Source organism: Kribbella sp. CA-293567 (genome assembly GCF_027627575.1).
In the GTDB taxonomy this organism is placed as follows: Bacteria; Actinomycetota; Actinomycetes; order Propionibacteriales; family Kribbellaceae; genus Kribbella.
This window is the reverse complement of record NZ_CP114065.1, coordinates 1,236,436-1,260,486: the sequence shown is the minus strand read 5'-3', so window position 1 is coordinate 1,260,486 and position 24,051 is coordinate 1,236,436. Positions and strand designations below refer to the sequence as shown.

General features: G+C 68.0%; 23 protein-coding genes. 3 read left to right on the top strand and 20 right to left on the bottom strand.

Translation table 11 applies throughout. The annotated features are described in order from the left end of the window. Positions 1-21 precede the first annotated feature (21 nt). The 20 genes from rpoB to OX958_RS05965 all read right to left on the bottom strand — a co-directional run bounded on the left by rpoB (position 22) and on the right by OX958_RS05965 (position 20,348). Entirely contained in the window at positions 22-3,507 is a 3,486-nt protein-coding gene (rpoB, locus tag OX958_RS06060) for a DNA-directed RNA polymerase subunit beta (protein WP_270139007.1), read from the bottom strand. A gap of 275 nt (positions 3,508-3,782) precedes the next feature. Continuing rightward, a complete protein-coding gene (locus OX958_RS06055) occupies positions 3,783-4,295 on the bottom strand; it encodes a hypothetical protein (RefSeq protein WP_270136175.1) in 513 nt (170 codons plus the stop codon). Positions 4,296-4,468: 173 nt separating this feature from the next. Continuing rightward, positions 4,469-4,972 (bottom strand): hypothetical protein, encoded by a 504-nt coding sequence (locus OX958_RS06050; RefSeq protein WP_270136174.1) that lies wholly within the window; start codon positions 4,970-4,972, stop codon positions 4,469-4,471. Beyond that, positions 4,969-6,261 (bottom strand): MCE family protein, encoded by a 1,293-nt coding sequence (locus tag OX958_RS06045; RefSeq protein WP_270136173.1) that lies wholly within the window; start codon positions 6,259-6,261, stop codon positions 4,969-4,971. The genes OX958_RS06050 and OX958_RS06045 overlap by 4 nt, the downstream gene beginning before the upstream one ends. After that, positions 6,258-7,499: an MCE family protein gene (locus OX958_RS06040; protein WP_270136172.1), complete on the bottom strand. Its 1,242-nt coding sequence runs from the start codon at positions 7,497-7,499 to the stop codon at positions 6,258-6,260. Before OX958_RS06040 ends, OX958_RS06045 begins: the two co-directional genes overlap by 4 nt. After that, the gene (locus tag OX958_RS06035) at positions 7,496-8,683 is read right to left on the bottom strand and encodes an MCE family protein (RefSeq protein ID WP_270136171.1); all 1,188 of its coding nucleotides are present in this window, start codon (positions 8,681-8,683) and stop codon (positions 7,496-7,498) included. Before OX958_RS06035 ends, OX958_RS06040 begins: the two co-directional genes overlap by 4 nt. After that, positions 8,680-9,708 (bottom strand): MCE family protein, encoded by a 1,029-nt coding sequence (locus tag OX958_RS06030; protein ID WP_270136170.1) that lies wholly within the window; start codon positions 9,706-9,708, stop codon positions 8,680-8,682. Before OX958_RS06030 ends, OX958_RS06035 begins: the two co-directional genes overlap by 4 nt. Next, on the bottom strand, positions 9,705-10,748 hold the full coding sequence (locus tag OX958_RS06025; protein WP_270136169.1) for an MCE family protein: 1,044 nt from the start codon (positions 10,746-10,748) through the stop codon (positions 9,705-9,707). The genes OX958_RS06030 and OX958_RS06025 overlap by 4 nt, the downstream gene beginning before the upstream one ends. Continuing rightward, complete coding sequence (locus tag OX958_RS06020; RefSeq protein WP_270139006.1) at positions 10,745-12,061, bottom strand: MCE family protein; 1,317 nt, start codon at positions 12,059-12,061, stop codon at positions 10,745-10,747. Before OX958_RS06020 ends, OX958_RS06025 begins: the two co-directional genes overlap by 4 nt. Before the next feature lie 2 nt (positions 12,062-12,063). Further along, positions 12,064-12,894: an MlaE family ABC transporter permease gene (locus OX958_RS06015; protein ID WP_270136168.1), complete on the bottom strand. Its 831-nt coding sequence runs from the start codon at positions 12,892-12,894 to the stop codon at positions 12,064-12,066. A 1-nt stretch (position 12,895) separates the two neighbouring features. After that, the gene (locus OX958_RS06010) at positions 12,896-13,684 is read right to left on the bottom strand and encodes an MlaE family ABC transporter permease (protein WP_270136167.1); all 789 of its coding nucleotides are present in this window, start codon (positions 13,682-13,684) and stop codon (positions 12,896-12,898) included. After that, on the bottom strand, positions 13,681-14,628 hold the full coding sequence (locus OX958_RS06005) for an ABC transporter ATP-binding protein (RefSeq protein ID WP_270136166.1): 948 nt from the start codon (positions 14,626-14,628) through the stop codon (positions 13,681-13,683). The genes OX958_RS06010 and OX958_RS06005 overlap by 4 nt, the downstream gene beginning before the upstream one ends. A 271-nt stretch (positions 14,629-14,899) precedes the next feature. Further along, on the bottom strand, positions 14,900-15,283 hold the full coding sequence (rplL, locus tag OX958_RS06000; RefSeq protein WP_270136165.1) for a 50S ribosomal protein L7/L12: 384 nt from the start codon (positions 15,281-15,283) through the stop codon (positions 14,900-14,902). 68 nt (positions 15,284-15,351) lie between these two features. Continuing rightward, the gene (gene rplJ / locus OX958_RS05995) at positions 15,352-15,978 is read right to left on the bottom strand and encodes a 50S ribosomal protein L10 (RefSeq protein ID WP_270136164.1); all 627 of its coding nucleotides are present in this window, start codon (positions 15,976-15,978) and stop codon (positions 15,352-15,354) included. A 241-nt stretch (positions 15,979-16,219) separates the two neighbouring features. Beyond that, positions 16,220-17,407 (bottom strand): MFS transporter, encoded by a 1,188-nt coding sequence (locus tag OX958_RS05990; RefSeq protein WP_270136163.1) that lies wholly within the window; start codon positions 17,405-17,407, stop codon positions 16,220-16,222. 16 nt (positions 17,408-17,423) lie between these two features. Further along, a complete protein-coding gene (locus OX958_RS05985; RefSeq protein WP_270136162.1) occupies positions 17,424-17,858 on the bottom strand; it encodes a type II toxin-antitoxin system VapC family toxin in 435 nt (144 codons plus the stop codon). Further along, entirely contained in the window at positions 17,848-18,117 is a 270-nt protein-coding gene (locus OX958_RS05980; protein WP_270136161.1) for a type II toxin-antitoxin system Phd/YefM family antitoxin, read from the bottom strand. Before OX958_RS05980 ends, OX958_RS05985 begins: the two co-directional genes overlap by 11 nt. A gap of 60 nt (positions 18,118-18,177) precedes the next feature. Then, entirely contained in the window at positions 18,178-18,582 is a 405-nt protein-coding gene (locus tag OX958_RS05975; protein ID WP_270136160.1) for a RidA family protein, read from the bottom strand. 15 nt (positions 18,583-18,597) lie between these two features. Beyond that, the gene (locus tag OX958_RS05970; protein ID WP_270136159.1) at positions 18,598-19,332 is read right to left on the bottom strand and encodes an IclR family transcriptional regulator; all 735 of its coding nucleotides are present in this window, start codon (positions 19,330-19,332) and stop codon (positions 18,598-18,600) included. Further along, on the bottom strand, positions 19,329-20,348 hold the full coding sequence (locus OX958_RS05965) for a sugar kinase (RefSeq protein ID WP_270136158.1): 1,020 nt from the start codon (positions 20,346-20,348) through the stop codon (positions 19,329-19,331). The genes OX958_RS05970 and OX958_RS05965 overlap by 4 nt, the downstream gene beginning before the upstream one ends. 116 nt (positions 20,349-20,464) lie before the next feature. Between OX958_RS05965 and OX958_RS05960 the strand changes: the two genes are divergently transcribed. The 3 genes from OX958_RS05960 to OX958_RS05950 are packed head-to-tail and all read left to right on the top strand — an operon-like array spanning position 20,465 to position 24,041. Then, positions 20,465-21,772 carry an alanine racemase gene (locus OX958_RS05960; protein WP_270136157.1) on the top strand — a complete coding sequence of 436 codons (1,308 nt, stop codon included), beginning with the start codon at positions 20,465-20,467 and terminating at the stop codon, positions 21,770-21,772. Continuing rightward, positions 21,772-23,415: an N-acyl-D-amino-acid deacylase family protein gene (locus OX958_RS05955; protein ID WP_270136156.1), complete on the top strand. Its 1,644-nt coding sequence runs from the start codon at positions 21,772-21,774 to the stop codon at positions 23,413-23,415. The genes OX958_RS05960 and OX958_RS05955 overlap by 1 nt, the downstream gene beginning before the upstream one ends. Continuing rightward, a complete protein-coding gene (locus OX958_RS05950; protein ID WP_270136155.1) occupies positions 23,412-24,041 on the top strand; it encodes a bifunctional 4-hydroxy-2-oxoglutarate aldolase/2-dehydro-3-deoxy-phosphogluconate aldolase in 630 nt (209 codons plus the stop codon). Before OX958_RS05955 ends, OX958_RS05950 begins: the two co-directional genes overlap by 4 nt. Positions 24,042-24,051: the final 10 nt, after the last annotated feature.

The following is a 24,051-nucleotide window of genomic DNA, read 5'->3' as shown; positions in this document are numbered from 1 at the left end:
TGATCAAAAGCGGCAACCCGCTCAGACCTCTTCGACGCTGTTCGGCTCGCGCCGGGACAGGTCGATTCCCAGTTCCTCCGCTGCGCGGAAGACGTCTTCTTCGCTGTCGCGCATCTCGACCCGACTACCGTCGGACGAGAGCACCTCGACGTTCAGACAAAGGGACTGCATTTCCTTGACGAGAACCTTGAACGACTCCGGGATACCCGGCTCCGGGATGTTCTCGCCCTTGACGATCGCTTCGTACACCTTGACGCGACCGACGACGTCGTCGGACTTGATGGTGAGTAGCTCCTGCAGCGCGAAGGCGGCACCGTAGGCCTCGAGGGCCCACACCTCCATCTCGCCGAACCGCTGACCACCGAACTGCGCCTTACCACCCAGCGGCTGCTGCGTGATCATCGAGTACGGACCGGTCGAGCGGGCGTGGATCTTGTCGTCCACCAGGTGGTGCAGCTTCAGCATGTACATGTAACCGACGCCGACCGGCTGCGGGAAAGGCTCACCCGAGCGGCCGTCGAACAGGTTCGCCTTGCCGGTGCTGTTGACCATCCGGTCGCCGTCGCGGTTCGGCAGGGTCGAGCCGAGCAGGCCGGTGACCTCTTCCTCCCGCGCGCCGTCGAAGACCGGGGTGGCGACGTTCGTGAACGGCTCGGCTTCGCCGGCGCCGATCTTGATCAGTCGCTGGGCCCACTCTTCGGTGCTGTCCGGGTCGACCTTCCAGCCGCGGCTGGCAACCCAGCCGAGGTGGGTCTCGAGCACCTGACCGACGTTCATCCGGCCGGGCACGCCCAGCGGGTTCAAGATGATGTCGACCTGGGTGCCGTCCTCCATGAACGGCATGTCCTCGACCGGCAGGATCTTCGAGATGACGCCCTTGTTGCCGTGACGTCCGGCGAGCTTGTCACCGACGGAGATCTTGCGCTTCTGCGCGACGTACACGCGAACCAGCTGGTTCACGCCCGGCGGCAGCTCGTCGCCGTTGTCGCGGTCGAAGACGCGGACCCCGATGACGGTTCCGTTCTCACCGTGCGGCACCTTCAGCGAGGTGTCGCGCACCTCGCGCGCCTTCTCACCGAAGATCGCGCGGAGCAGCCGCTCTTCGGGGGTCAGCTCGGTCTCACCCTTGGGCGTGACCTTGCCGACCAGGATGTCACCGGTGGTGACCTCGGCGCCGATCCGGATGATGCCCCGCTCGTCCAGGTCCGCCAGCATCTCGTCGGAGACGTTGGGGATGTCGCGGGTGATCTCCTCCGGGCCCAGCTTGGTGTCGCGAGCGTCGACCTCGTGCTCCTCGATGTGGATCGAGGTCAGCAGGTCCTGCTGCACGACGCGCTGGCTGAGGATGATCGCGTCCTCGTAGTTGTGACCCTCCCACGGCATGAACGCCACGAGCAGGTTACGGCCGAGGGCCATCTCGCCCTCGTCGGTGCACGGACCGTCGGCCAGCGGCGAGCCGACCTCGACCCGCTGCCCGGCGTCGACCAGCGGACGCTGGTTGATGCAGGTGCCCTGGTTCGAGCGACGGAACTTCTGCAGCCGGTAGGTCTGGTAGGTGCCGTCGTCGGCGGCGACCTCGATCAGGTCGGCCGAGACCTCCTTGATCACACCTGCCTTCTCCGACACCAGCACGTCACCGGCGTCGACCGCTCCGCGGAACTCCATCCCGGTACCGACCAGGGGGGCGTCCGCGGTGATCAGCGGAACGGCCTGGCGCTGCATGTTGGAGCCCATCAGGGCGCGGTTGGCGTCGTCGTGCTCGAGGAACGGGATCATCGCCGTCGCGACCGACACCATCTGGCGCGGCGAGACGTCCATGTAGTCCACGTCGTCGACCAGCACGAGCTCGACCTCACCGTGGCGCCGGCGAACCAGCACCCGGTCCTCGGCGAACACGTCGTCGTCGGTCAGTGCCGCGTTGGCCTGAGCGATGACGAACCGGTCCTCCTCGTCCGCGGTCAGGTAGTCGACCTGGTCGGTGACCCGGCCGTCGACGACCTTGCGGTACGGCGTCTCGACGAAGCCGAACGGGTTCACCCGGCCGTACGTCGCGAGCGAGCCGATCAGACCGATGTTCGGGCCTTCCGGGGTCTCGATCGGGCACATCCGGCCGTAGTGCGACGGGTGCACGTCACGAACCTCGAAGCCGGCCCGCTCACGCGACAGACCACCCGGGCCAAGAGCCGACAGGCGGCGCTTGTGGGTCAGACCCGCGATCGGGTTGGTCTGGTCCATGAACTGCGACAGCTGGGAGGTTCCGAAGAACTCCTTCAGCGCCGCGACCACCGGGCGGATGTTGATCAGGGTCTGCGGCGTGATCGCCTCGACGTCCTGGGTCGTCATCCGCTCGCGAACCACGCGCTCCATCCGGGCCAGGCCGGTGCGGAGCTGGTTCTGGATCAGCTCGCCGACCGTGCGCAGCCGACGGTTGCCGAAGTGGTCGATGTCGTCCTCTTCGACGACGATCTCGCCCTGCGGCGCGGTCAGCTCGGTCTTGCCCTCGTGCAGCGCGACGATGTACTTGATCGTCGCCACGATGTCGTTGATCGTCAGAACCGCGGTGTCGTGGGTCTCGTCACGGCCGAGCTTCTTGTTGATCTTGTACCGGCCGACCTTGGCCAGGTCGTAGCGCTTGCCGTTGAAGTAGTAGTTGTCCAGCAGCGCCTGGGCAGCCTCACGCGTCGGCGGTTCGCCGGGGCGCAGCTTGCGGTAGATGTCCAGCAGCGCGTCGTCCTGCCCGGAGGTGTGGTCCTTCTCCAGGGTGAGACGGATCGACTCGTACTCGCCGAACTCCTCGAGGATCTGCGCGTCGGTCCAGCCGAGCGCCTTGAGCAGCACGGTGACGTTCTGCTTGCGCTTGCGGTCCAGCCGCACGCCCACCAGATCGCGCTTGTCGATCTCGAACTCCAGCCACGCGCCGCGTGACGGGATGATCTTCGCGGTGAAGATGTCCTTGTCCGACGTCTTGTCCGGCGTGCGCTCGAAGTACACGCCGGGCGAGCGAACCAGCTGGGACACGACGACACGCTCGGTGCCGTTGATCACGAACGTGCCCTTGCGCGTCATCAACGGGAAGTCACCCATGAAGACGGTCTGGCTCTTGATCTCGCCGGTCTCGTTGTTCATGAACTCGGCGGTGACGAACAGCGGCGCCGAGTAGGTGACGTCACGCTCCTTGCACTCGTCGACCGTGTTCTTCGGGGGCTCGAACCGGTGGTCACGGAACGACAGCGACATGGTTCCGCTGAAGTCCTCGATCGGGGAGATCTCCTCGAAGATCTCCTCGAGGCCGGACGGGGAGGACAGATCTGTCCGTCCCTCCGCCTCGGCGGCGGCCACCCTGGCCTGCCAGGTTTCGTTTCCGACCAGCCAGTCGAAACTGTCCACCTGCAACGCAAGAAGATCCGGAACCTCGAGAGGCTCGGAGATCTTCGCGAAGGAGATGCGGCGTGGTGCGCCGGAAACGTCGGTGATGCTGTCGGACTGGGGGTTGCGCGAGGCGACCAAGGGGCGTCCTTCCACGGGCTCGCAAAGTTACTTCGATGCTGGCACTTCGGTGCTGGGAGCGCATGCCAAACGACCCTCGTCAAGTTCTGAGGATGAACAAGGGTGCGGTTAAAGGCAGCGCAAAGCAATAGGCTACCCGATCAGGGCAAGCCTGTCCAATGGGGTCCGACACTATGCCTTCGGACCACCCTCTCCGTCAAGAATCGACCCGGGTTCTCCAACGGGTCACCAACCCGCGAGCCACCCGGCACGACCTCTCCGGAGTCACAAAGAGACTACAGTCCGGCGATCTCCTGGACCAGCCATTGGGTGCCGTTTCGGACCATCGTGAATCTCGTCCGGTTCAGGTCCACCCGGGGCCTACCCTGCGTGATCGTGCTGGTGGTGGTCTGGTTCACGAAGATCACCAGCGTGACCCGATCGGCGTCGCCGTCGCGGACCCCGACGTCGCGCACCTCGGCCCGGACCGTCGCCTTGGTCTTGGTGGCGATCTCGCCGGCCACCTTGGCGGTAGCGTCGAACTGCCCGGCGAACTCCGGCGTCATCGTCGCCCGCGCGGCCGCGAAACTCTTGTCCAGCGAGCGATAGTCGTAGCTGAGCGCCGTCTCGGCCGCCTTCCGTCCCGCCGCGGCAGCCTGGCCGCGGGCGTCCTCGGCCTCCTTGCCCTTCCAGGCCTTCACCCCGAGGATGCCGGCCAGGGCCAGGATCACCACCAGCAGCACTCCGAGCGCGGCGGACAGCACCACTGCCACCCGTGAGCGCGGCCGCACGGCCGTCTCGACGGCCACCGCACCGTCATTCTCGTCACCCTCAGTGACGGTCGGCGGGTCATTCAAGTACTCCGGACTGTCATCCAAACGCTCGGATGTGGCCTGAGTCACTGCCTCGGACCCAGCGATCCGGGGGTTGACTTCGGCGGCGTTCTCGGCCCGGCGGCGTTGTCCGGCGATCTTGCGGGGCATCAGCCGACCGCCTGCAGGTCGGCGGTGAGCCAGCGGCCCTGTTCCCGGACCAGGTCCAGCTTGATCCGGTACCGGCGGGCCACCCCGTCCTTGGAGGCGGTGTTGGTGACCACCGCGTTCACGATCACCAGCACCTGTGCCGAGTCCTTGTCGTTGGACACCACCGCGGCCTCCTTCACGTCACCGGTGGAGGTCGCCTTGTTCGCGACCACCTCCGTCCTGACCGTGTCGGAGCCGGACTTGAACTCCTCCCTGAACTGCCCGGTCGAGTCGTCCAGCACCCGCTTCACGTCGGCGTCCCAGCTCGTGTACCGGTACGTCGTGAAGTCGAGCGCGAGCTGCCGCGCCGCCTTCATCGCGCCCTCCCGCTCACTCGCCCGGGCGTCCTGTGCGCGCAGCGCGATCACCGAGAGGGTCGCGCCGGCCAGCGCGACCACCAGCAGCACACTGAGCGCCCAGGCGAGGATCGTCGAGCCTCTCCGCGAGGCGGTCACCGGGCTCACTTGCCGCTCACCGGACCGAGGATCAGGGCCTTCCAGGAGTCCTTGCCGAGCAACTCCTCCTGGCCACCGGTCGAGCCGAGCACGATCTCGGGCATACCGTCCTTCCCGCCGGCGGCACCCGTCGCGGCGTCGTACCCGATGCCGTAGCCGATCCGGTTCGCGTTCGAGCGCGACGACGGGACCGGTTTGTTCTGGGAGCCGCGGACGTCGATCCCCGACCCGGGCGACGCCGTACAGCCGGCTTTGGTGTTCGCGGGCTTGTTCGTGGTGTCCTGCGGGACGCGCTTGTCGGTGCCGTTGTAGCCGGCCCTGCAGGCGGGCGGGCTGAAGCCGAGCACCAGACCGAAGTGGGCGTCGTAGTGCCCGGTGCCCGGATCCTTCGCCGGTACGACGTACCCGCCCATCGACACCGCCGGATAGACCACCAGCAGTTGCTCGACGGCGTCCAGCCGGACCGCGGTCAGCTCGTTCACCGTCAGCAGGTTACCCAGCAGCACCGCGATGTCGGCGCGGTTCTCGGTGATCAGCGCGGTCAGCTGGGTCGAGGCGCCGGAGCCGTTGTCGATCACGGCGCGCAGGTTGCCGTCCGAGCTGACCAGGGTGTCGGACAGCAGCGCCAGGTTCTTCGCCCAGGTCTTGATCGCGTCGCCGCTGGCGACCTGGGTGGCGAGCGCGGTGTTGCCGTCGTTGATCAGCTTGATGGTCTGCAGGATGTTCGCGTCGGCGTCGGTGATCAGCGCGCCGGAGCTGTCGATGATCTTCTGCAGGTCGGTCCCCCGGCCGCGCAACGCGTCCCCGAGCTCCTTGACGGTGGTCTTCAGGCTGTTCTTGTCGACCGAGTTCACCAGCTGGTCCAGGTTCAGGAGCAGCTCGGTGGTGTCGATCGGCAGCGCGGTGTCCTGCCGGGAGATCTTGGAGCGGTCCTGCAGGAACGGGCCGCCGTCGCGCCGCGGCTGCAGGTCGACGTACTGCTCGCCGATCGCGGACCGGTTGGCGACCACGGCCAGCAGGTCGTTGGGGATCTTGGTCTTCTTCTCGATGTCCAGCTCGACCTCGACTCCGTCGGAGAGCAGCTTGAGCTCACCGACCCGGCCGACCGGCTGGCCCCGATAGGTCACCTCGGCGCCGGAGAAGATGCCGCCGGACTCGGCGAAGCTGGCGCTGACGGTGTAGTCGTCGTCGAACAGCAGCTTGTCGACCTGCGCGTACTTGCCGCCGACATAGGAGACACCGACCAGCGTGATCAGCAGGAAGACCATCAGCTGGATCCGGACCATTCTGGTGATCACTTGGCCACCCCCGGCATCAGGACCTTGGCCAGCTCGGGGTCGAACCCGGACCGGTTCAGCTTCGGCGTACAGACCGGCAGCACCAGGATCGTGACGCAGGTGGTCGCGGTCCCGGTCGGGACCGGCAGCGACGGGAGTCCGCCGGTCGGCTTGCCGGTCGGGAACTTCGGCGAGTTGTGCAGCGGAACGCTGACCGGGATGGTCGGAATGGTCAGGCCGACGGTCGGCAGGTTCAGGCCGAGCAGTCCCTTCAGCGCCTTCTGGGTGTTCACGTCGAGGGTGATGTTCAGGTTGGTGAAGTCACCCTTGACCGCCTTGGTGGCCGCGTCCGGGAACGGGTAGGTCAGCAGCAGTTCGAGCGATCTCGGCAGGTTCTCGCCGGCCTCGACCAGTTTGGTCAGCAGGGGGTAGAGCGACTGCAGGTTGGCGACCAGGTCCTTCTGCGACGCGGTGATCACCCTGGTCGCCGTACTGCCCAGCGACGCCAGCGCCTGCAGCGTCTTGACCAGCGCCGCCCGTTGCTTGTCCAGCGTGGCGATCGACTTGGGCAGCGAGTCGATCGCGGCCGCCAGGGTCGCCTTCTGCGCGTTCAGCTGCCGGGCCAGCCGGTCGACGGCGGCGATCGCGCCGACGATCTTCTGCTTGTTGGCGTCCAGCGTGCCGACGAAGGTGTTCAGCTGGGTGAGCACGCTGCGGATGGCCGGCTCGTTCCCGGTCAGCGCCTTGTTGAGCTCCTGGGTGATGATCTGCAGCTGGGCCACGCCGCCGCCGTTGAGCAGCAGCGAGAGCGCCGACAGGACCTCTTCGACCTCGACGTTGCTGGTGGTCCGCGAGAGCGGGATCAGCTCGCCGTTCTCCAGCTTGCCGCGCGGCTGCTCCGATCCCGACGGCGGGGCCAGCGAGACGAACTTCTCGCCCAGCAGGCTGGTCTGCCGGATCGTCGCGCGGGAGTTGTCCGGCAGCTGCAGGCTCTTCGGCAGCTTGACCCGGACCTTGGCGGTGTAGCCGTCCAGCCAGACCTTCTCGACCATGCCGACGGTGACGTCGTCGACCTTCACCGTCGACTTCGGCACCAGGTCCAGTACGTCGGTGAACTCCACCGTCACCGTGTACGCCGGTCCCTTGATCTTGGCGCCACCAGGCAACGGCAGGGAGTAGACGCTGAAGTCGCAGCCGCTCAGCAGGGTCGCCATCGCGACCACACCGGCCACCAGCGCAGTACTGCGCGGCCGCCTCATCGGTCGCCTCCGGGGACCAGGCCGCCGAGTGTCTCGTCGACCGGGTCGGGGCTCGGCAACTTGGGCTTCGGGGCGGGTGCCCACGGCGTACCGGCCGGTCCGCCGGAGCCGGTGATCGCGCTCAGCAGCGGCAGTTTCGGCAGCGCGTTGAGGACCGGCTTGAGCGCCGAGCAGGTGGACAACGGCTGGTTGGCCTGGATCAGCAACGAGCAGATGAAGGTCGCCGGGTCGTCCAGCTGGGCCAGGTTGATCCGCTGGTCCAGGGTGCCGAACTGCGGGTTGTAGACGCGGGCGAGGTTGCCCAGACCGAGCGGCGCGGTGTCGATGATCTCGGCCAGCGCCGCCTTCTCCTTGACCAGGATCTGGGTCAGGTCGGTGGCACCGGAGATGGTGGTCCGGAGCAGCGCGCGGTTGTCCTTGACGAAGGTGGCGACCTCACCGAGCGCGGTGGCCAGCGTGGACAACGCGGCCGCGAGGTCCTTGCGTTCCCCGGCCAGCGTGGTCGAGGTGGCGGCGAAGTTGGTGTTGAACTGCTTCACCAGGGTGTCGTTCGCGGCCAGCGCCGAGACGAAGGTCTGCAACTGCCGGATCGTGCTGAACAGGCTCTTGGAGTTGCCCGACAGGGTCTGGGTCAGGGTGGAGACGTCGGTGATGGTCTGGTTCAGCTTCGCGCCCTGCCCGTTCAGGTTGGCCGCGGACACGTCGAGCAGCCGCGACAGCGCGCCCTGGTCGTTGGCGCCCTTCGGGCCGAGCGCGACGGACAGGTCGTTCAGGCTCTGGTAGATCTGGTCGAGTTCGAGCGGTACGGCGGTCCGGTCCAGCGGAATCTGCGCGCCGTCCGCCATCACCGCGCCCTTGGAGTACGCCGGGGTGAGCTGCAGATACCGGTCCGCCACCACCGACGGGGACGCGATGACGGCCTTCGCCGTGGCCGGCACCTTGTGCTTGGCCTCCCACCAGAACTTCACCCGGACCGCGCGGCCGGCCGGCGTGACGCTCTCGATCTCCCCGACCTTGATGCCGAGGATCCGGACGTCGGAGCCGGGGTAGACGCTGACCGCGCGTGGGAAGTACGCCGTCGCCGACACGCGCTCGGGGTTCGGCCACAACGAGATCACGCTGACGGCGAGCACCACGATGACGACGCCGAAGGCGATCATCCGGGACAGTGCGGCGACCTTCATCGACCCGTCCCTCCGGTCAGCCCGCTCAGGATCGGGGGCAGCCCCGGGATCGGGATCGTCGGCAACGGGATCTCCGGCACCGGCACCAGGTTCTGCACGTAGGTGTCGAACCAGGGCCCGGTACCGAGGGTGTTGGTGAAGACCCGCGCGTACGGCGCGAGCCCGCGGATGCTGGCGTCCAGGGCGTTCTGGTTCTTCAGCAACGTGGCCAGTACGGCGTTCACCTTGGCCAGCGTCGGCGCCAGGTCCTTGCGGTTCTCCCGGACCAGCGCGGTGATCTGCGCGGACAGCTTCTGGGTCGAGACGAGCAGCTGGTGGATCAGCACCCGGCGGGCCTGCACCGCCTGGAAGACGGTGTTCCCGTCCTTCATCAGTTTGATCAGCTGCTGGTTGCGGTCGGCGAGCACCTTGGTGACCACTTCGGAGTTCTTCAGCAGCTTCTTCAGCTCCTCGTCGCGCTTGGCGACGTTGCGCGACAACCGGGACAGCCCGGTCAGCGACGCCCGCACCTCTTCGGGGGTGTTCTTGAAGGTGCTCGACAAGGTGTCCAGCGCCTTCGCCAGCTGCGCGGTGTCGATCCGCTCGGTGGTGTTGGCCAGGTCGGTGAACGCGTCCACCACGTCGTACGCCGAGACCGTCCGGGCCAGCGGGATCTCGGCGCCCTCCTTCAGCTCGCCCTCCCCCGCCGGGTCCAGCTTCAGGTACTTCTGCCCGAGCAGCGTCTTGATCTTCATCTCCGCGCCGGTCCGGTCGCCGAGCTTCACCCCGCGGTCGACGACGAAGTCGACCCGGACGTGGGTGCCGGCCAGCTCGACCTTGCGCACCTGGCCGACCCGGACCCCGGCCACCCGGATCTCGTCCTTCGGCTTCAGCCCACCGGCCTCGCTGAACTGCGCGGAGTACTTCGTCCCGCCGCCGATCAGCGGCAGGTCCTGCACCTTGAACGCGGCCAGCATGACCAGCCCGAGCACGGTCAGCCCGACCACGCCGATGGTGACCTGGTTCTGTTCGCGGAAAGGTTTCACTTCGCGCACCTCGCCGAGTTGACGTCGTGGCTGATCGGGATCCGGGTGCCGAGCGGGAGGGTGACGTTGCCGTCGAAGCCGCACAGGTAGAAGTTGAACCAGGATCCGTACGACGCGGTCCGGGTCAGCGTCTCGAGTTTGTTCGGCATGTTCTGCAGGGTCTTGACCCAGATCCCCTGGGTGTCGTCCAGGGTGGCGGACAGCTGCCGGAGCCGGTCGAGGTCCGCCTTGAGCGGCACCCGGGTCTGCTGCAGCAGGCCGGCCGTCTTGGTGTTCAGCGAGTTGATCGACCCGAGCGACCCGAGGATCGGGTTGATGTCCTGGCTGAGCCCGGTGATGAACTGCTGCAGGTTGATCAGCAGCTGGGAGAAGTTCTGCTGCCGTTGCGAGACGATCTGCAGGGTCGAGGTCAGGTTGGTGATCAGGTTGCCGATCACCTGGTCGGAGTCGGCCAGCGTGGTGGTCAGCGAGGCGGTCCGGGCCAGCAGGCTCTCGATCGTGCCGCCCTCACCCTGCAGCACCTTGATCACCTCGAACGCGAACTGGTTCACGTCCTTCGGGGTGAGCGCGGTGAACAGCGGCTTGAACCCGTTGAAGAGCACCGACAGGTCCAGCGCGGGCGCGGTCCGGTCCTGGTCGATGATGCCGTTCTCCTTCATCCGGCTGCCTCCGCCGACGCCCTCGGTCAGCGCGACGTAGCGGTTGCCGACCAGGTTGCGGTAGCGCATCGTGGCCCGGGTGGAGGTGTCGACGACCTGGCGGGAGTCGACGCTGAAGCTGATCATCGCGAGCTTGTCCTGATAGACCTCGATCTTGTCGACCTGGCCGACCCGCACCCCGGCGATCCGGATGTCGTCCCCTTTGTTCAGCCCGACCACGTCGGTGAACACCGCCCGGTACTTCGTGGTCGCGGTGAAGCTGATGTTGCCGATGGTGACCGCGAGCAGCGCGGTCGCGACCGTGGTGACGACGACGAAGATCGCCAGCCGCACGGTGTCGATCGAGGTCTTCTTGTCCAGCAGCTTCATGCGGGGAGTCACCGTAGGTTCACCTGTCCGCCGCGGACCAGGGGTCCGAGGACGAGGGTGGTCAGATCCGGTACGTCGCCCGCCGGGACGCCCATCGCGGGTCCGGCGAAGGAGTCGATCACCTTCTGCTCGGCCGGCGTACCGGGGCCGCCGGTGTCCATCGCGAAGCCGGGCATCGCCCGGTTCAGCTGCAGGTTGAGCGGGAAGCGGGTCTGCTTGTTGTGGTCGCCGATCACGCCGTCCTCACCGGTGATGTACGGCGCCGGGTTGGCCTGCGTGTACGGACCGGGCTTCTCGCCCGGGTGGCTGTAGTTCTTGCCGACACAGGTCGGGCCACGGCGGTCCAGGTACTTCGGTGTCTCGTTCGGCCGGTACGGCGTGGGCTGGTTGGTGATCAGCTCGAGATTGATGTTCAGCGCGCCGTCGCGGAAGGTGTCGTTCAGGATCGGCGTGGTGTCGGTCATCACCTTGAGGAAGCAGGGGAACTGCGGCGAGTAGCGCTCCAGCAGGTCGAGCACCGGCCGGCTCACCTCGCCGAGCCGGATCACCCGGTCCTCGTTCTGCTTCAGGAAGGTGTTTCCGGTCGACGACAGGGTCTGGACGTCGGTGAAGAACGTCTGCAACTGCTTCTCCTTCTCCACCACCGTGTTGCCGGTGACCGTCAGGTTGCGCAGCGCCCGGACCAGCTCGGGCGTGACGTCTCCGTAGATGTCGGAGACCTGGGTCAGCTTGGTCAGCGCCGCGATCAGGTTCGGCACGTTCGGGTTCAGCTTCTTCAGGTAGCCGTCGAGCTGGGTGAGGGTCTGGCCGATCTCGCCGCCGCGTCCCTCCAGCGCCGTGGCCAGCGTGTTCAGCGTCGCGTTCAGGTCGGCCGGATCGACCGCCTGCAGCAGCGGCAGGGCATCGTTGAGGACCTTCTCGATCTCGATCCCGACCGCTGTCTTGTCCCGGGCGATCACGTCACCGGCCCGGATCGCACGGCCCGCCTGGCCGGCCGGCGGCACCAGCGCGACGTACTTCTCGCCGAACAGCGTCTTGGGCAGGATCCGTGCGCTGACCTGGCTGGAGATCTCCTTCACCTGCTCCGGTTTCAGCGACAGGTGCACGGTGGCGAACTCGCCGTCGGTGGAGACGTCGCTGACCTCACCGACGATGATGCCGCGCAGCTTCACGTCCGCGTGCCGGTTGAGCTGCAGGCCGATGTGGCTGGTCTGCAGTTTCACCTCGACGGTGGCGGTGAAGACCTTGGCGTAGAAGGCGTAGGTGAGCCAGAGCAGGAAACACAGCATCCCGATGAACGCCGTACCGAGCACGCGTTTCGTCATGGTCACCCCGCCAGCCTGACTGTGGTCGTGGTGCCCCAGATCGCCATCGACAACAGCAGGTCGACGACGTTGATCACGACGATCGAGGTCCGTACCGCGCGCCCGACGGCGACGCCGACGCCCGCGGGCCCGCCGGTCGCGTGGTAGCCGTGGTAGCAGTGCACCAGGATCACCAGGACCGAGAAGACGAGCACCTTGCCGAACGACCAGAGCACATCACCTGGTGGCAGGAACAGATGAAAGTAGTGGTCGTAGGTGCCCGTGCTCTGCCCGTAGAACTTGGTCACGGTCAGCCGGGTGGCGAAGTACGACGACAGCAGGCCGACGACGTACAGGGGAACAACCGCGATCAGGCCCGCGATGATCCGGGTGGTGACCAGGTAGGGCAGCGACGGGATCGCCATCACCTCGAGGGCGTCGATCTCCTCGCTGATCCGCATCGCGCCGAGCTGCGCGGTGAAACCGCAGCCGACGGTCGCGGCCAGCGCGATCCCGGCGATCAGCGGGCCGATCTCGCGGGTGTTGATGTAGGCGCTGACGAAGCCGGCGAAGGCCGACGTACCGATCTGGTTCAGGGCCGAGTAGCCCTGCAGGCCGACCTCGGTGCCGGTGAAGAAGGCCAGGAAGGTGATCACCCCGACCGTGCCGCCGATCACGGCCAGCGCGCCGGTGCCCAGGGTCACCTCGGCCAGCAGCCGGAGGATCTCGCGGCGGTACCGCGTGACGGCCTTGCCGGACCAGGCGAGGGCCTTGAGATAGAAGGCGAGCTGCTCACCGAGCCGGTCGAGCGAGTTCAGCGGCTTCTTCACCAGGACGTCGACGAGGGCGGACACGTCACGCCCCCTTCGGCGGGACGAGCTGGAAGTAGATCGCCGTCATCGCGAAGTTCGCGACGAACAGCAGCATGAAGGTGATCACGACCGACTGGTTCACCGCGTCGCCGACGCCCTTCGGGCCGCCGCCCGCGTTCATCCCCTTGTACGACGCGACCACGGCGGCGATGAAGCCGAACACCAGCGCCTTCGCCTGGCCCTGCCACAGGTCGGGCAGGTGGGCGAGCGCGGTGAAGGAGGCTATGTAACTGCCAGGCGTTCCGTCCTGCAGGACGACGTTGAAGACGTAGCCGCCCATCACGCCGACCACGCTGACGAAACCGTTGAGGAAGAACGCGACCATCATGGTCGCCAGCACCCGCGGCACCACCAGGCGGTGGATCGGGTCGATCCCGAGCACCATCATCGCGTCGAGCTCCTCGCGGATCTTCCGCGCGCCGAGATCGGCGCAGATCGCCGAGCCGCCGGCACCCGCGATCAGCAGCGCGGTCGCGATCGGCGACGCCTCCCGGACCACGGCCAGTACGGCGGCCGACCCGGTGAACGCCTGCGCGCCGAACTGCTTGATCAATCCGCCCACCTGCAGCGCGATCACCGCGCCGAACGGGATCGCGACCAGCGCGGTCGGAATGATCGTCACGCTGGCCACGAACCACGCCTGCTGCAGGAACTCACGTAACTGGAACGGCCGGCGGACCGAAGCCCGGGCCGTGTCGAGCGCGAAAGCGAAGAGGGATCCTGCTGCCTTCAGCGGGGCGGTCGCGCTGTATTGGCTGGTGGCGGGGCTCACGAAGCCCCCACGGTGGCGGACGCGAACGAGCCCGGTGGCGGCGTGACGCCGTTCTCCTCACACCACTGGCCCGGCGGGCGCTGCGTCGGACGCAGTACGCCGCTGCTGGGGAGCTGCTGGATCGGAATCGGCGGCAGCGGCGGCAGCTCCTGGTCGGCCTCGGCGGCCAGCTCCTCGGCGTCCTTCTCCTCCGACATACCGATCGGGCCGATCCGCTGGGCGTTCAGGAACTGGCGGACCACCGGCTCCTCGCTGGACAGCAGCATCTCGCGCGGGCCGAACATCGCCAGGTGCCGGTGGTACAGCAGGCCGATGTTGTCCGGCACGGTCCGGGCGGTGTTGATGTCGTGGGTGACGATCAGGCAGGTGGCCTGGGTCATCTCGTTCAGGTCGATGATCAGCTGGTTCAGGAACGCGGTCCGGACCGGGTCGAGACCGGAGTCGGGCTCGTCGAAGAGCAGGATCTCGGGCTCCAGCACCAGCGCGCGGGCCAGGCCGGCCCGCTTGCGCATCCCGCCGGAGATCTCGCCGGGCAGCTTCTTCTCCGCGCCGACCAGGCCGACCATCTCCATCTTCTCCATCACGATGGAGCGGACCTCGGACTCGGACTTCCTGGTGTGCTCACGCAGCGGGAAGGCGACGTTGTCGTACAGGTTCATCGAGCCGAACATCGCGCCGTCCTGGAACAGCACCCCGAACAGCTTGCGGATCTCGTAGAGCGACCGCTCCGAGCAGGTGGCGATGTCGACGCCCTCGATGTGCACGTGCCCCTGGTCGGGCTTGAGCAGGCCGATCAGCGTCTTCAGGAAAACGGACTTCCCGGTACCGGAAGGACCCAGCATCACGCAGATCTCGCCGGCGGGCAGCGTCAGGGACACGTCACCCCAGATCAGCTGGCTGCCGAAGGACTTGGACAGTCCCTCGACGCGGACCTCGACGCCCACTGGCCCTCCTGGTCGGTATGCCTCACGGGTTCGACAGTGCTCCCCGACCGACGTACGTTCGCCAGTTCAACGAGGGCGCGGTTGCTTAGGTTACGCACGAGTACAGTTTTACGTAACCCCTGTCTGTCAAGTGATGACAACCGAAGAGTCACGCTCCGGTCACGGACCGGAACCGTACGGATCCTAATCCGGCCCCGGACGTGCCGAAGGGCGGCCCGGTAGGACCGCCCTTCGACTGGTATCACTTCGTTGTGCGGCTGAGCCGCACGGGTCACTTCAGGGTGACGGTGGCGCCGGCGCCCTCGAGGGCTTCCTTCGCCTTCTCGCCGGTGGCCTTGTCGACCTTCTCGAGGATCGCCTTCGGCGCGCTCTCGACGAGGTCCTTGGCCTCCTTCAGGCCGAGGCTCGTGAGGGCGCGCACCTCCTTGATGACCTGGATCTTCTTGTCGCCGGCCGACTCCAGGACGACGTCGAACTCGTCCTGCTCCGCGACCTCTTCGGCCGGGGCGCCCGGGCCCGCGGCGGCGGCGACGGCGACGGGAGCGGCGGCGGTGACGCCGAACTCCTCCTCGAAGGCCTTCACGAACTCAGAGAGCTCGAGCAGGGTGAGGTCCTTGAACTGACCGAGCAGCTCTTCGGTGCTGAGCTTCGCCATGGTGGCGGTCCTTCCTTCAACGTGTTGCTGGGGTGATCACTGAATGGGTGTTGCGTGAGTCGAACGGGTCAGCTGTCGGCTGACGCGGTCTCCTCGGTGCTCGCCTCTGCGGCCGGCGCGTCGGCGGGTGCGTCCTGCACTGCCTCCGCGGCCGGGGCCTCGTCCGCCACGGGGGCGTCGCCGGCCGGCAGGGTGTCCTGCAGCGCAGCGAACAGGCGCGCGGCCTGTGCGAGCGGAGCAGCGAACAACGACACCGCTTGCTGCGGGGCCGCCTTCATCGCACCTGCGAGCTTCGAGAGGAGAACCTCACGCGACTCGAGGTCAGCGAGCTTGTTGATCTCGTCGGAGCCGAGTGCCTTGCCATCCAGCACACCGCCCTTGATGACGAGAAGGGGATTTGCCTTGGCGAAGTCACGCAGCCCCTTGGCCGCAACCACCGGGTCGCCCTTGATGAAGGCGATGGCCGACGGACCCTCGAGCAGGGAGTCGAACGACTCCAGGCCCGCGTCCTTGGCCGCGATCTTGGTCAGCGTGTTCTTCACCACGGCGTAGTGCACGTCGTCACCGAGCGTAGTGCGCAACTGCCGCAACTGCGCCACGGTGAGTCCGCGGTACTCGGTCAGTACGGCGGCGCCTGAGCTTCTGAAGTTCTCAGTCAGCTCCGCGACGTCGGCTGCCTTGTCCGGCCTCGCCATGGGTCTCCTTCCGCCCTGCAGTTCAACAGGGTTGGACTGTTCTCGCCGCGCCGGCCAAGACCCAGAAAATCGAAAACGCCCCTGCGCAGGCGCAAGGGCGTGAAAATGACTCGTCTCACTTACTTGTCACCTACGCGGGCCGCCCACGAAATTCATGGGACCTTCAGTTGCTCCGGGAGCAACGACCAGCGGTCTTCGGCAGGCTCCAGAGTAACCGCCGGACCGCGGGCCACCAAATCGGCTACTCCGGCGCTCGCGGGCGCGGGGGAATCCAGCGGTTGATCGCGGCCGCGGCCGCCCAGCCGGTCAGGCCCATCACCAGCACGGCGGGTCCGAGCCCGGCCAGCGCGGTGACGGCGGCGATCAGGAACGGGCCCGCGCCGCTCCCGGTGTCGGCGAACAGCCGGAACGCGCCGAGGAACTGTGCCCGGCCGACCGCCGGGGAGGCATCGGCGCCGAGCGTCATGATCACGCCGGCGCCGAGTCCGTTGCCGATGCCCATCAGCAAGGCGACCGCGGTCAGCGTGCCGACGGAGTGGGTCAGTGGGAGCAGCAGGTGCGCCAGGCCCAGCACGAACATCGACGGTACGGCGACCCACTTGCGGCCGAAGCGGTCCATCACCGAACCGGCCGGGTAGAAGAGCAACATGTCGACGGCGCCGGAGAGGCCGAAGATCAGGCTGGTGGTCTGCGGATCGAGGCCGAGATGCTCGGCCCAGAGCGGGATGACGACCTGCCGCGACGCCCTGACCGCGCCGACCAGGAGCGCGCCGACACCGAGCGTTCGCAGTACCGGGAAGTGCTCACGGAGGACGGCGCGGGTGGACTGCATGACGACCGGATTGGCGGCGCGGCTGCGGCGTACGGACTCGAGGTCGGGGAGGCTCAGCAGGACCACGCAGGCGAGGGCGGCCGCGACCAGGTGGACCCAGTACGCGCCGTCCGTGCCGAGGAACTTCATCGCGAAGGCACCGAGGAACGGTCCGATGAAAGAGCCGATCCGCTGCACGCCACCGAGCGTCGACAGCGCCCGCGCCCTCAACTGCAGCGGTACGGCCTCGCTGAGATAGGCCTGCCTGGCCAGCCCCCAGACGGCCGCGGCGAGTCCGGTCGCCGCGATCGCCAGAGCGAGCCCCCAGACGTTCGGGACCACCAGGCAAGCGGCCAACGCGACCGAGACCAGACCGGTCGCCAGCAACATCGCCCGCCGCTCGCCGATCTTCGCGGTCAGCGACCCAGCCGGAATGTCCCCGACCACCTGCCCGACCCCGGCCGCCGCGACCACCAGACTGGCCACCGCGATCGAAGCACCGAGATCCCGCGCCGAAAGCGCGACCACCGGAGCGATCGCCCCCTGACCGATGCCGTAGAGCAGCGCCGGCAGATACACCGAAGGCGCGATCTTCCAGAGACTGACGCTCCCCGTCATCACATCCCGTCCAAGGTCAGGACGGGTGCGCGACCGGGACGACAGTGAGCAGGTCCTCGAGCCCTCTGAAGTCGTCGGGGTTCGTGGTGAACAACGGCAACTCCTCGGCCACGGCGATGCTGGCGATCATCAGGTCGGCGATCCGGCGGCGCGGCGTCCGGCCGGCCGCTACGACACCGGCACAGATCCGGCCGTAGATCCGGGCGGCTTCGGCGTCGAACGGGATCGGGTCGAACTCGCTCTCGGCGCGCTGGAGGATGTCCATCCGCCGGGCCGGTTCCGCGTGCTCGTTGTATCCGGCCGAACTGCGCACCTGGTGCGGGCCCGCCGACAGCTCCGCCAAGGTGATGGCGGTGATGGCCATCTCGGCCGGCAGTTCGGCGGGGTCGATCCACTTCCGCAGGATCAGGATGTTGGTGTCGAGCAGCCCTTGCTGCCGATCATCGGGCATACGGGTCGTTCAGCTCCTGGTCGACAGCGGCCTGCTGGTCGGCGCGGAAATCCTCCAGCCGGACATCCGGTGCCGCGTGTGACCTCGCGGCGAACTCGCCCCGCGGAACGAAGCGCCGCCGGCCACGCAGCGGAATCAGCTCGCCGATCCGGTGCCCGTCCCTGGTCACCGTGAAGGACTGGCCTTCCTGCACGGCGTCCATGATCTCCTTGGACCGCGTTCGCAGGTCACGCTGGGTGATCTCGGGCTGTGCGCTCATACAGCCATCGTAGTCCCGCGCCACACTTGGTGCTACCTGATAGCACCAAGTGCTCCAAGGTCAGGACAGGATGGCGAGGCAGTCGATCTCGACCAGCATCTCGGCGCGGGGGAGCTCGCACATGACGGTGGTGCGGGACGGCAGGACGCCGCTGGTGGAGCGGGGCAGGACGAAGTCGCCGTACGCCTCGTTCATGGCGGCGAAGTCGTCGCGGGTGGTCAGGTAGACGCGCAGCATCACGACGTCGTCGAAGGTGGCGCCGCCGGCCTTGAGGATCGCCTCGACGTTCTCCAGCACCTTGACCGTCTGGGCCTTCACGTCGCCCGGGTGGAGGTACTCGTTGGTGACGGCGTCGACCGGGCCCTGGCCGGAGACCTGCAGCAGGTTGCCCTTGCGGACGCCCTGCGAGAAGACGTGCGCCGGGGCGGGGGCGTCGGTGGTGAGGACAGCGGTCTTGTCGGACATCTGGGGAGGAACCTCTCAGTTGTAGTCGGCGCCGATGGCGGCCGTGGTGGCGAGCAGGTCGGGCAGCAGCTCCAGCACCTGCTCGTAGTTCAGCAGGACGTCCGGCACCGAGACGGAGACGGCGCCCACCACCCGTCCGGAGCGCTCGACGATCGGCGCTCCGATGCAGTTGATGAACGACTCGTGCTCGGCCCGGTCGTGCGCCCAGCCCTGCGACCGGACCAGGTCGAGCTCGTCGCGCAGCTCGTCCGGCCCGGAGATCGTGTTCGGCGTGAACCGGTGGTACTCGATGGTGGTCAGCAGGCCCTCCCGCTGGCGCTTCGGTTGCGCGGCCAGCAGCACCTTGCCGACAGCGGTGCAGTGCAACGCCGCCGGTACGCCGATCTGGCTGTACATCCGCACCGACTGCACACTGTCGAGCTTGTCGATGTAGATCACCTGCCCGTTCTCGTACGCCGCCAGATGCACCGTCTGGCCGGTCCGCTGGTTCAGCTGCCGCAGATGCGGAGCAGCAACGGCCCGTACGACGTGCTGTTCCCGCGCCGCGTCGGCCAGCGAGAACAGCCGCGAGCCCAACCGGTAGCGGTGCGCCTCGTCGCGTCGCACGAACCGCTCGGCCTCCATCGTCCGCAGCAGCCGCAGCACTGTCGTCTTGTGGACGTCGAGCTCCGTTGCCAGCTGGTCGAGCGAGCGGTCGCCCTCCCCCAGGCTGACCAGGATCTGCAGGGCTCTAGCCAGACTTTGACTCACGCCAGACCTCCCACCAGCGCCGGCGACCTGATTCCGGCCGGACCCACCTGGGTGCCGGCCCACTCTTCTTCGGAGCAGTCGAGCAACGCCTGCCGGGTCGAAGCGTCAGGGGGCGTCGCGTGGTCGTCGGGCACAGCCAACACTGTCGCAGCGCTCAGATGCCCCAACCGCAACCGCTGCTCCATCGGCAACCCCTGCAGCGTCCCTGCCAGGTAGCCGGCAGCAAACGCGTCTCCGGCCCCCACCGGCTCTACTACCTCGACAGTCAGCGCCGGCACCTCAGTACGCCGTCCGCCGGGCTCCAGCGCGAGCGCCACGTGCGCATCCGACTTCACCACGATTGTCGCGCGCGGCCCGAGCAACTCCCGCAACTCATCCGGGTCACCGGTCCCGGCGAACACCGCAGCCTCGTCAGCACCGATCAGTACGACGTCCGCCGCGCGCAACAGTCGCCACAGCGGCGCCGGATCAGCGTCACGCCACAGCGCCGGACGCCAGTTGAGGTCGACACTCAAGGTGAAGCCCAAGGTGTCCCGCAGAGCCGCCAGTCGATCCAGTAGCTCAGCAGCAGTGGTCGAGATCGCGGCAGTGATGCCAGTGGTGTGCACGAGCTCAGCGCCCACCAGTCGGTTGCGCACTGCGGGGCGGTCCAGGAAGTCGGCGTCCATGGCTGCGGCCGCCGAACCGGACCGGTAGTAGTGCATCCGCGTCCGGCCGTTGATCGTGTGCTTCACATACAGCCCGGTCGGCCGGGTCGGGTCGTCCTCGACTCCACCCACCTCGACCCCACGGCTCTCCAGGTCGCGCAGTACATGCCGGCCGAAACCGTCGGCACCCAAGCGCGAGATCCACCCGGTCGGCACGCCGAGCGCGGCCAGCCCACCGGCGACGTTGCACTCGGCACCGCCGACCGAACGCCGGAACGTCTCGACGTCTTCCAGCGGGGCGCCCGTCTCGGCCGCCAGCATGATCATCGCCTCGCCCAGACAGATCACCCGAGGTACCAGATCGGCCATCGATGAGTCCTCTCGGGCGAGCTGTCGTTGACGGAAGTTCTGGCCCGATGCTACAACCGATACATCAGAATGCGCAACGAACGTTGCGCAGAATGCAACCGAGTGCAGAGGACGTCATGTCAGCTCCGTACGATGCCGCCGCCGTCGCAGCCCTCGCCGACCAGCCCGTGAGCTGGCAGGACAAGGCGTTGCCACCCGCCTTCTGGGGCCGGACCGTCGCCGACGTACTGACCGGCAAGCCCCGCCTGTCGGAGCTGCCGACGCCTCTTCTCACTCTCTCCGCGCCCGGCCTGCAGCACAACGTCGAGACGCTCGCCCGCTGGTGCGCCGAGCACGGCGTTCAGCTGGCGCCGCACGGCAAGACCACCATGGCCCCCGCGCTCTGGGCCAAGCAGCTCGAAGCCGGCGCCTGGGGCATCACCCTGGCGAACGCCTTCCAGCTCGGCGTCGCCCGGGCCTTCGGCGTGAGCCGGGTGATGGTCGCCAATTCGGTGGTGTCCCCGCTGCAACTCCGGTGGATCGCGGACGAGCTCGCGGCCGATCCGTCGTTCGAGGTGATGGTGTGGGCCGACTCGGTGCGCACTGTGGAGCTCCTGGAGGCCGCGAGGTCGGCGTACGTCGACGCCGGCGCACGGCCGCTCGACGTACTGGTGGAGGTCGGTGGAGCCAACGGCCGCACTGGCGCACGTGATGTCGAGACCGGCCTGGCCGTCGGCGCCGCGATCGCCGCTGCGCCCACACTGCGGCTCGCAGGAGTCGCCGGCTACGAAGGAGCGATCGCGCACGGCGCCGACGAGGAGGGGCTCGAGCACGTCCGCTCCTATCTCCGTGACCTGGCTGCCGTCCACACCGGCCTGCAGTACGACGCAGACGTGGTGCCTGTGGTCAGCGCGGGTGGCAGCGCGTACTTCGAGCAGGTGGCGCAGGTCCTGGCTCCGCTCACCAAGGACGGCGCCCACGTCGTACTGCGGTCCGGCGCGTACATCGCTCACGACGACGGCTACTACCGCAGGATCTCACCTCTGGGCTCGGCGCCGCGAACGGACGGCGACAGGCTCGTCCCCGCCATGCACGGCTGGGTCCGGATCTCCTCACAACCCGAAGCCGGACTGGCGATCTTCGACGCCGGCAAGCGCGATCTCCCTTATGACGAAGGGCTTCCCGAGCCGCAGCTGCTCCGGCCGCGATCCGCTGCGGAGCACGCCCGCCCGGTCGAGGGGATGACCGTGACCAAGCTCAACGACCAGCACGGCTTCCTGCGCTTCTCCCCCGACGGCGAGCCGCCGCTGGTGATCGGCGACGAGTTGCGGGTCGGCCTCTCGCATCCGTGTACGGCGTTCGACAAGTGGGGCCTGATCCCCGTCGTCGACGACCCCGACGCCGACGACCCGGTGGTCGTCGACCTGATCCGGACCTTCTTCTGATGACCGGCCCCGATTCCTTCCCCGCCCCACCCCGGTCGCTGCTGATCACCGGCGGCACCGTCGTCGACGGCTCCGGTAGCGCCGGGATCCGTGCCGACGTGGTGGTCGACGAGGGCCGGATAGTGGCTGTTGGCAACTACCTGCCGGGCAGCGAACCGCGGACCGGCCGGACCATCGACGCCACCGGCCTGATCGTCGCGCCCGGCTTCATCGACATGCACGCGCACTCCGACCTGCAGATTCTGGCGAACCCCGACCACACGGCGAAGGTCAGTCAGGGGGTCACGCTGGAGGTGCTCGGTCAGGACGGACTGTCGTTCGCGCCGATCGACGACGTCACCCGGGTCGCCGTCCGGCGGCAGATCGCGGGCTGGAACGGAGAGCCGGACGACTTCGACTTCTCCTGGTCGACGGTGGTGGGCTATCTGGACCGGCTCGACCAGGGCATCGCCTGCAACGCGGCGTACCTGGTTCCGCAGGGCACGCTGCGGATGATGGTGGTCGGCACCGAGAACCGGCCGGCGACCGCGGCCGAGCTGGCCGAGATGAAGCGGCTGCTCGCCGAAGGCCTGCAGCAGGGTGCTGTCGGGATGAGCAGTGGGCTCACCTACACGCCCGGCATGTTCGCCGGTACCAGTGAGCTCGTCGAGCTGTGCAAGGTCGTCGCGGAGTACGGCGGCTACTACAGCCCGCACCAGCGCTCGTACGGCAAGGGCGCTCTGGAGGCGTACGGCGAGATGGTCGAGATCGCGCGCCTGTCGGGGTGCGCGCTGCACCTGACCCACGCGACGATGAACTTCGAGCCGAACAAGGGCCGTGGCGTCGACCTGCTCGCGATGATCGACCAGGCCCTCGCCGACGGCGTCGACATCACCACCGACACCTACCCTTACTTGCCTGGCGCAACGACCTTGTCGGCGATCCTGCCGAGCTGGAGCGCGGAGGGCGGCGCCGACGCGCTGATCGCCCGGCTGTCCGATCCGGCCGACCGCGACCGGATCGGCTACGAGCTGGAGCAGGTCGGCACCGACGGCTGCCACGGCTGCGTGACCGACTGGAACACCATCGAGATCGGCGGGGTGAAGAACCCGGAGCTGAACAGCGCGGTCGGCCACACCGTCGCGGCGCTCGCGGCGGCCTCGGGTCAGGCGCCCACCGAGGTGTTCTTCGACCTGCTGATCCGCGACAACCTGGCGACCACCATCCTGCAGCACGTCGGCCACGAGGAGAACGTGCAGGCGATCATGGAGCACCCGACCCACACCGGTGGTTCGGACGCGATCCTGGTCGGCGGCAAACCCCATCCGCGGGCCTGGGGCACGTTCCCCCGCTACCTCGCCCACTACGTCCGCGACCTCGGCGTGCTCGAGCTGGCCGACTGCATCCACCACCTGACCGGGCGTCCCGCGCAGCGACTGCGACTGGTCGACCGTGGGCTGGTGCGCGAGGGGTACCACGCGGACCTGGTGCTCTTCGACCCCGCCGGGGTGCGGGACACCGCCACCTTCGACCACCCCCGTCAGCAGGCCGAAGGCATCCCCTGGGTGCTGGTCGGCGGGGTGCCCGTCATCGACGACGGCCACCGCACCGACGCCCTGCCCGGCCGCGCGATCCGCCGTACCTCCCTGGAAGGAACCAGATGACCACCCTTGACCTGCTCCGTGCCGACCGGGTGCTGAGCGTCGTACGGGCGCCGGCGCTCGACGACGCGCGCGACCTGTGCTCCGCACTCGTTGCCGGCGGCATCCATGTGATCGAGCTGACCTTCACCACGCCGGACCTGCCCAGGCACCTGGAGCGGGCGGCCTCGGGTGACACCGGAGCCGTGGTCGGCGCGGGCACCGTGCAGACCGCCGCCCAGGCGCGCTCGGCGGTGGACGCGGGCGCCGCGTTCCTGGTCACGCCCGGCCAGGGTCCGGAGGCGGCCGAGATCGTCAAGGCCGCGCAGGACGCTGGAATCCCTGTCGTGTTGGGCTCTTTCACGCCGTCCGAGGTGATGACTGCTTTGGCGCTGGGCGCTGACGCGGTCAAGATCTTCCCCGCGCACCACCTCGGCCCGAAGTACCTGAAAGACCTGAACGGCCCGTTCCCCGGGGTCCCGCTGGTGCCCTCCGGTGGCGTCAACGCGGGTAACGCGAAGCAGTTCCTCGAGGCCGGCGCGCTCGCGGTCAGCGCCGGGACCGATGTCGTCTCCCCCACCGACATCACCGCCGCCGACTGGCCCCGGATCACCGCCAACGCCAAGGCCTTCTGCGCCGCGTTGAGCTGAGCACCTGCCC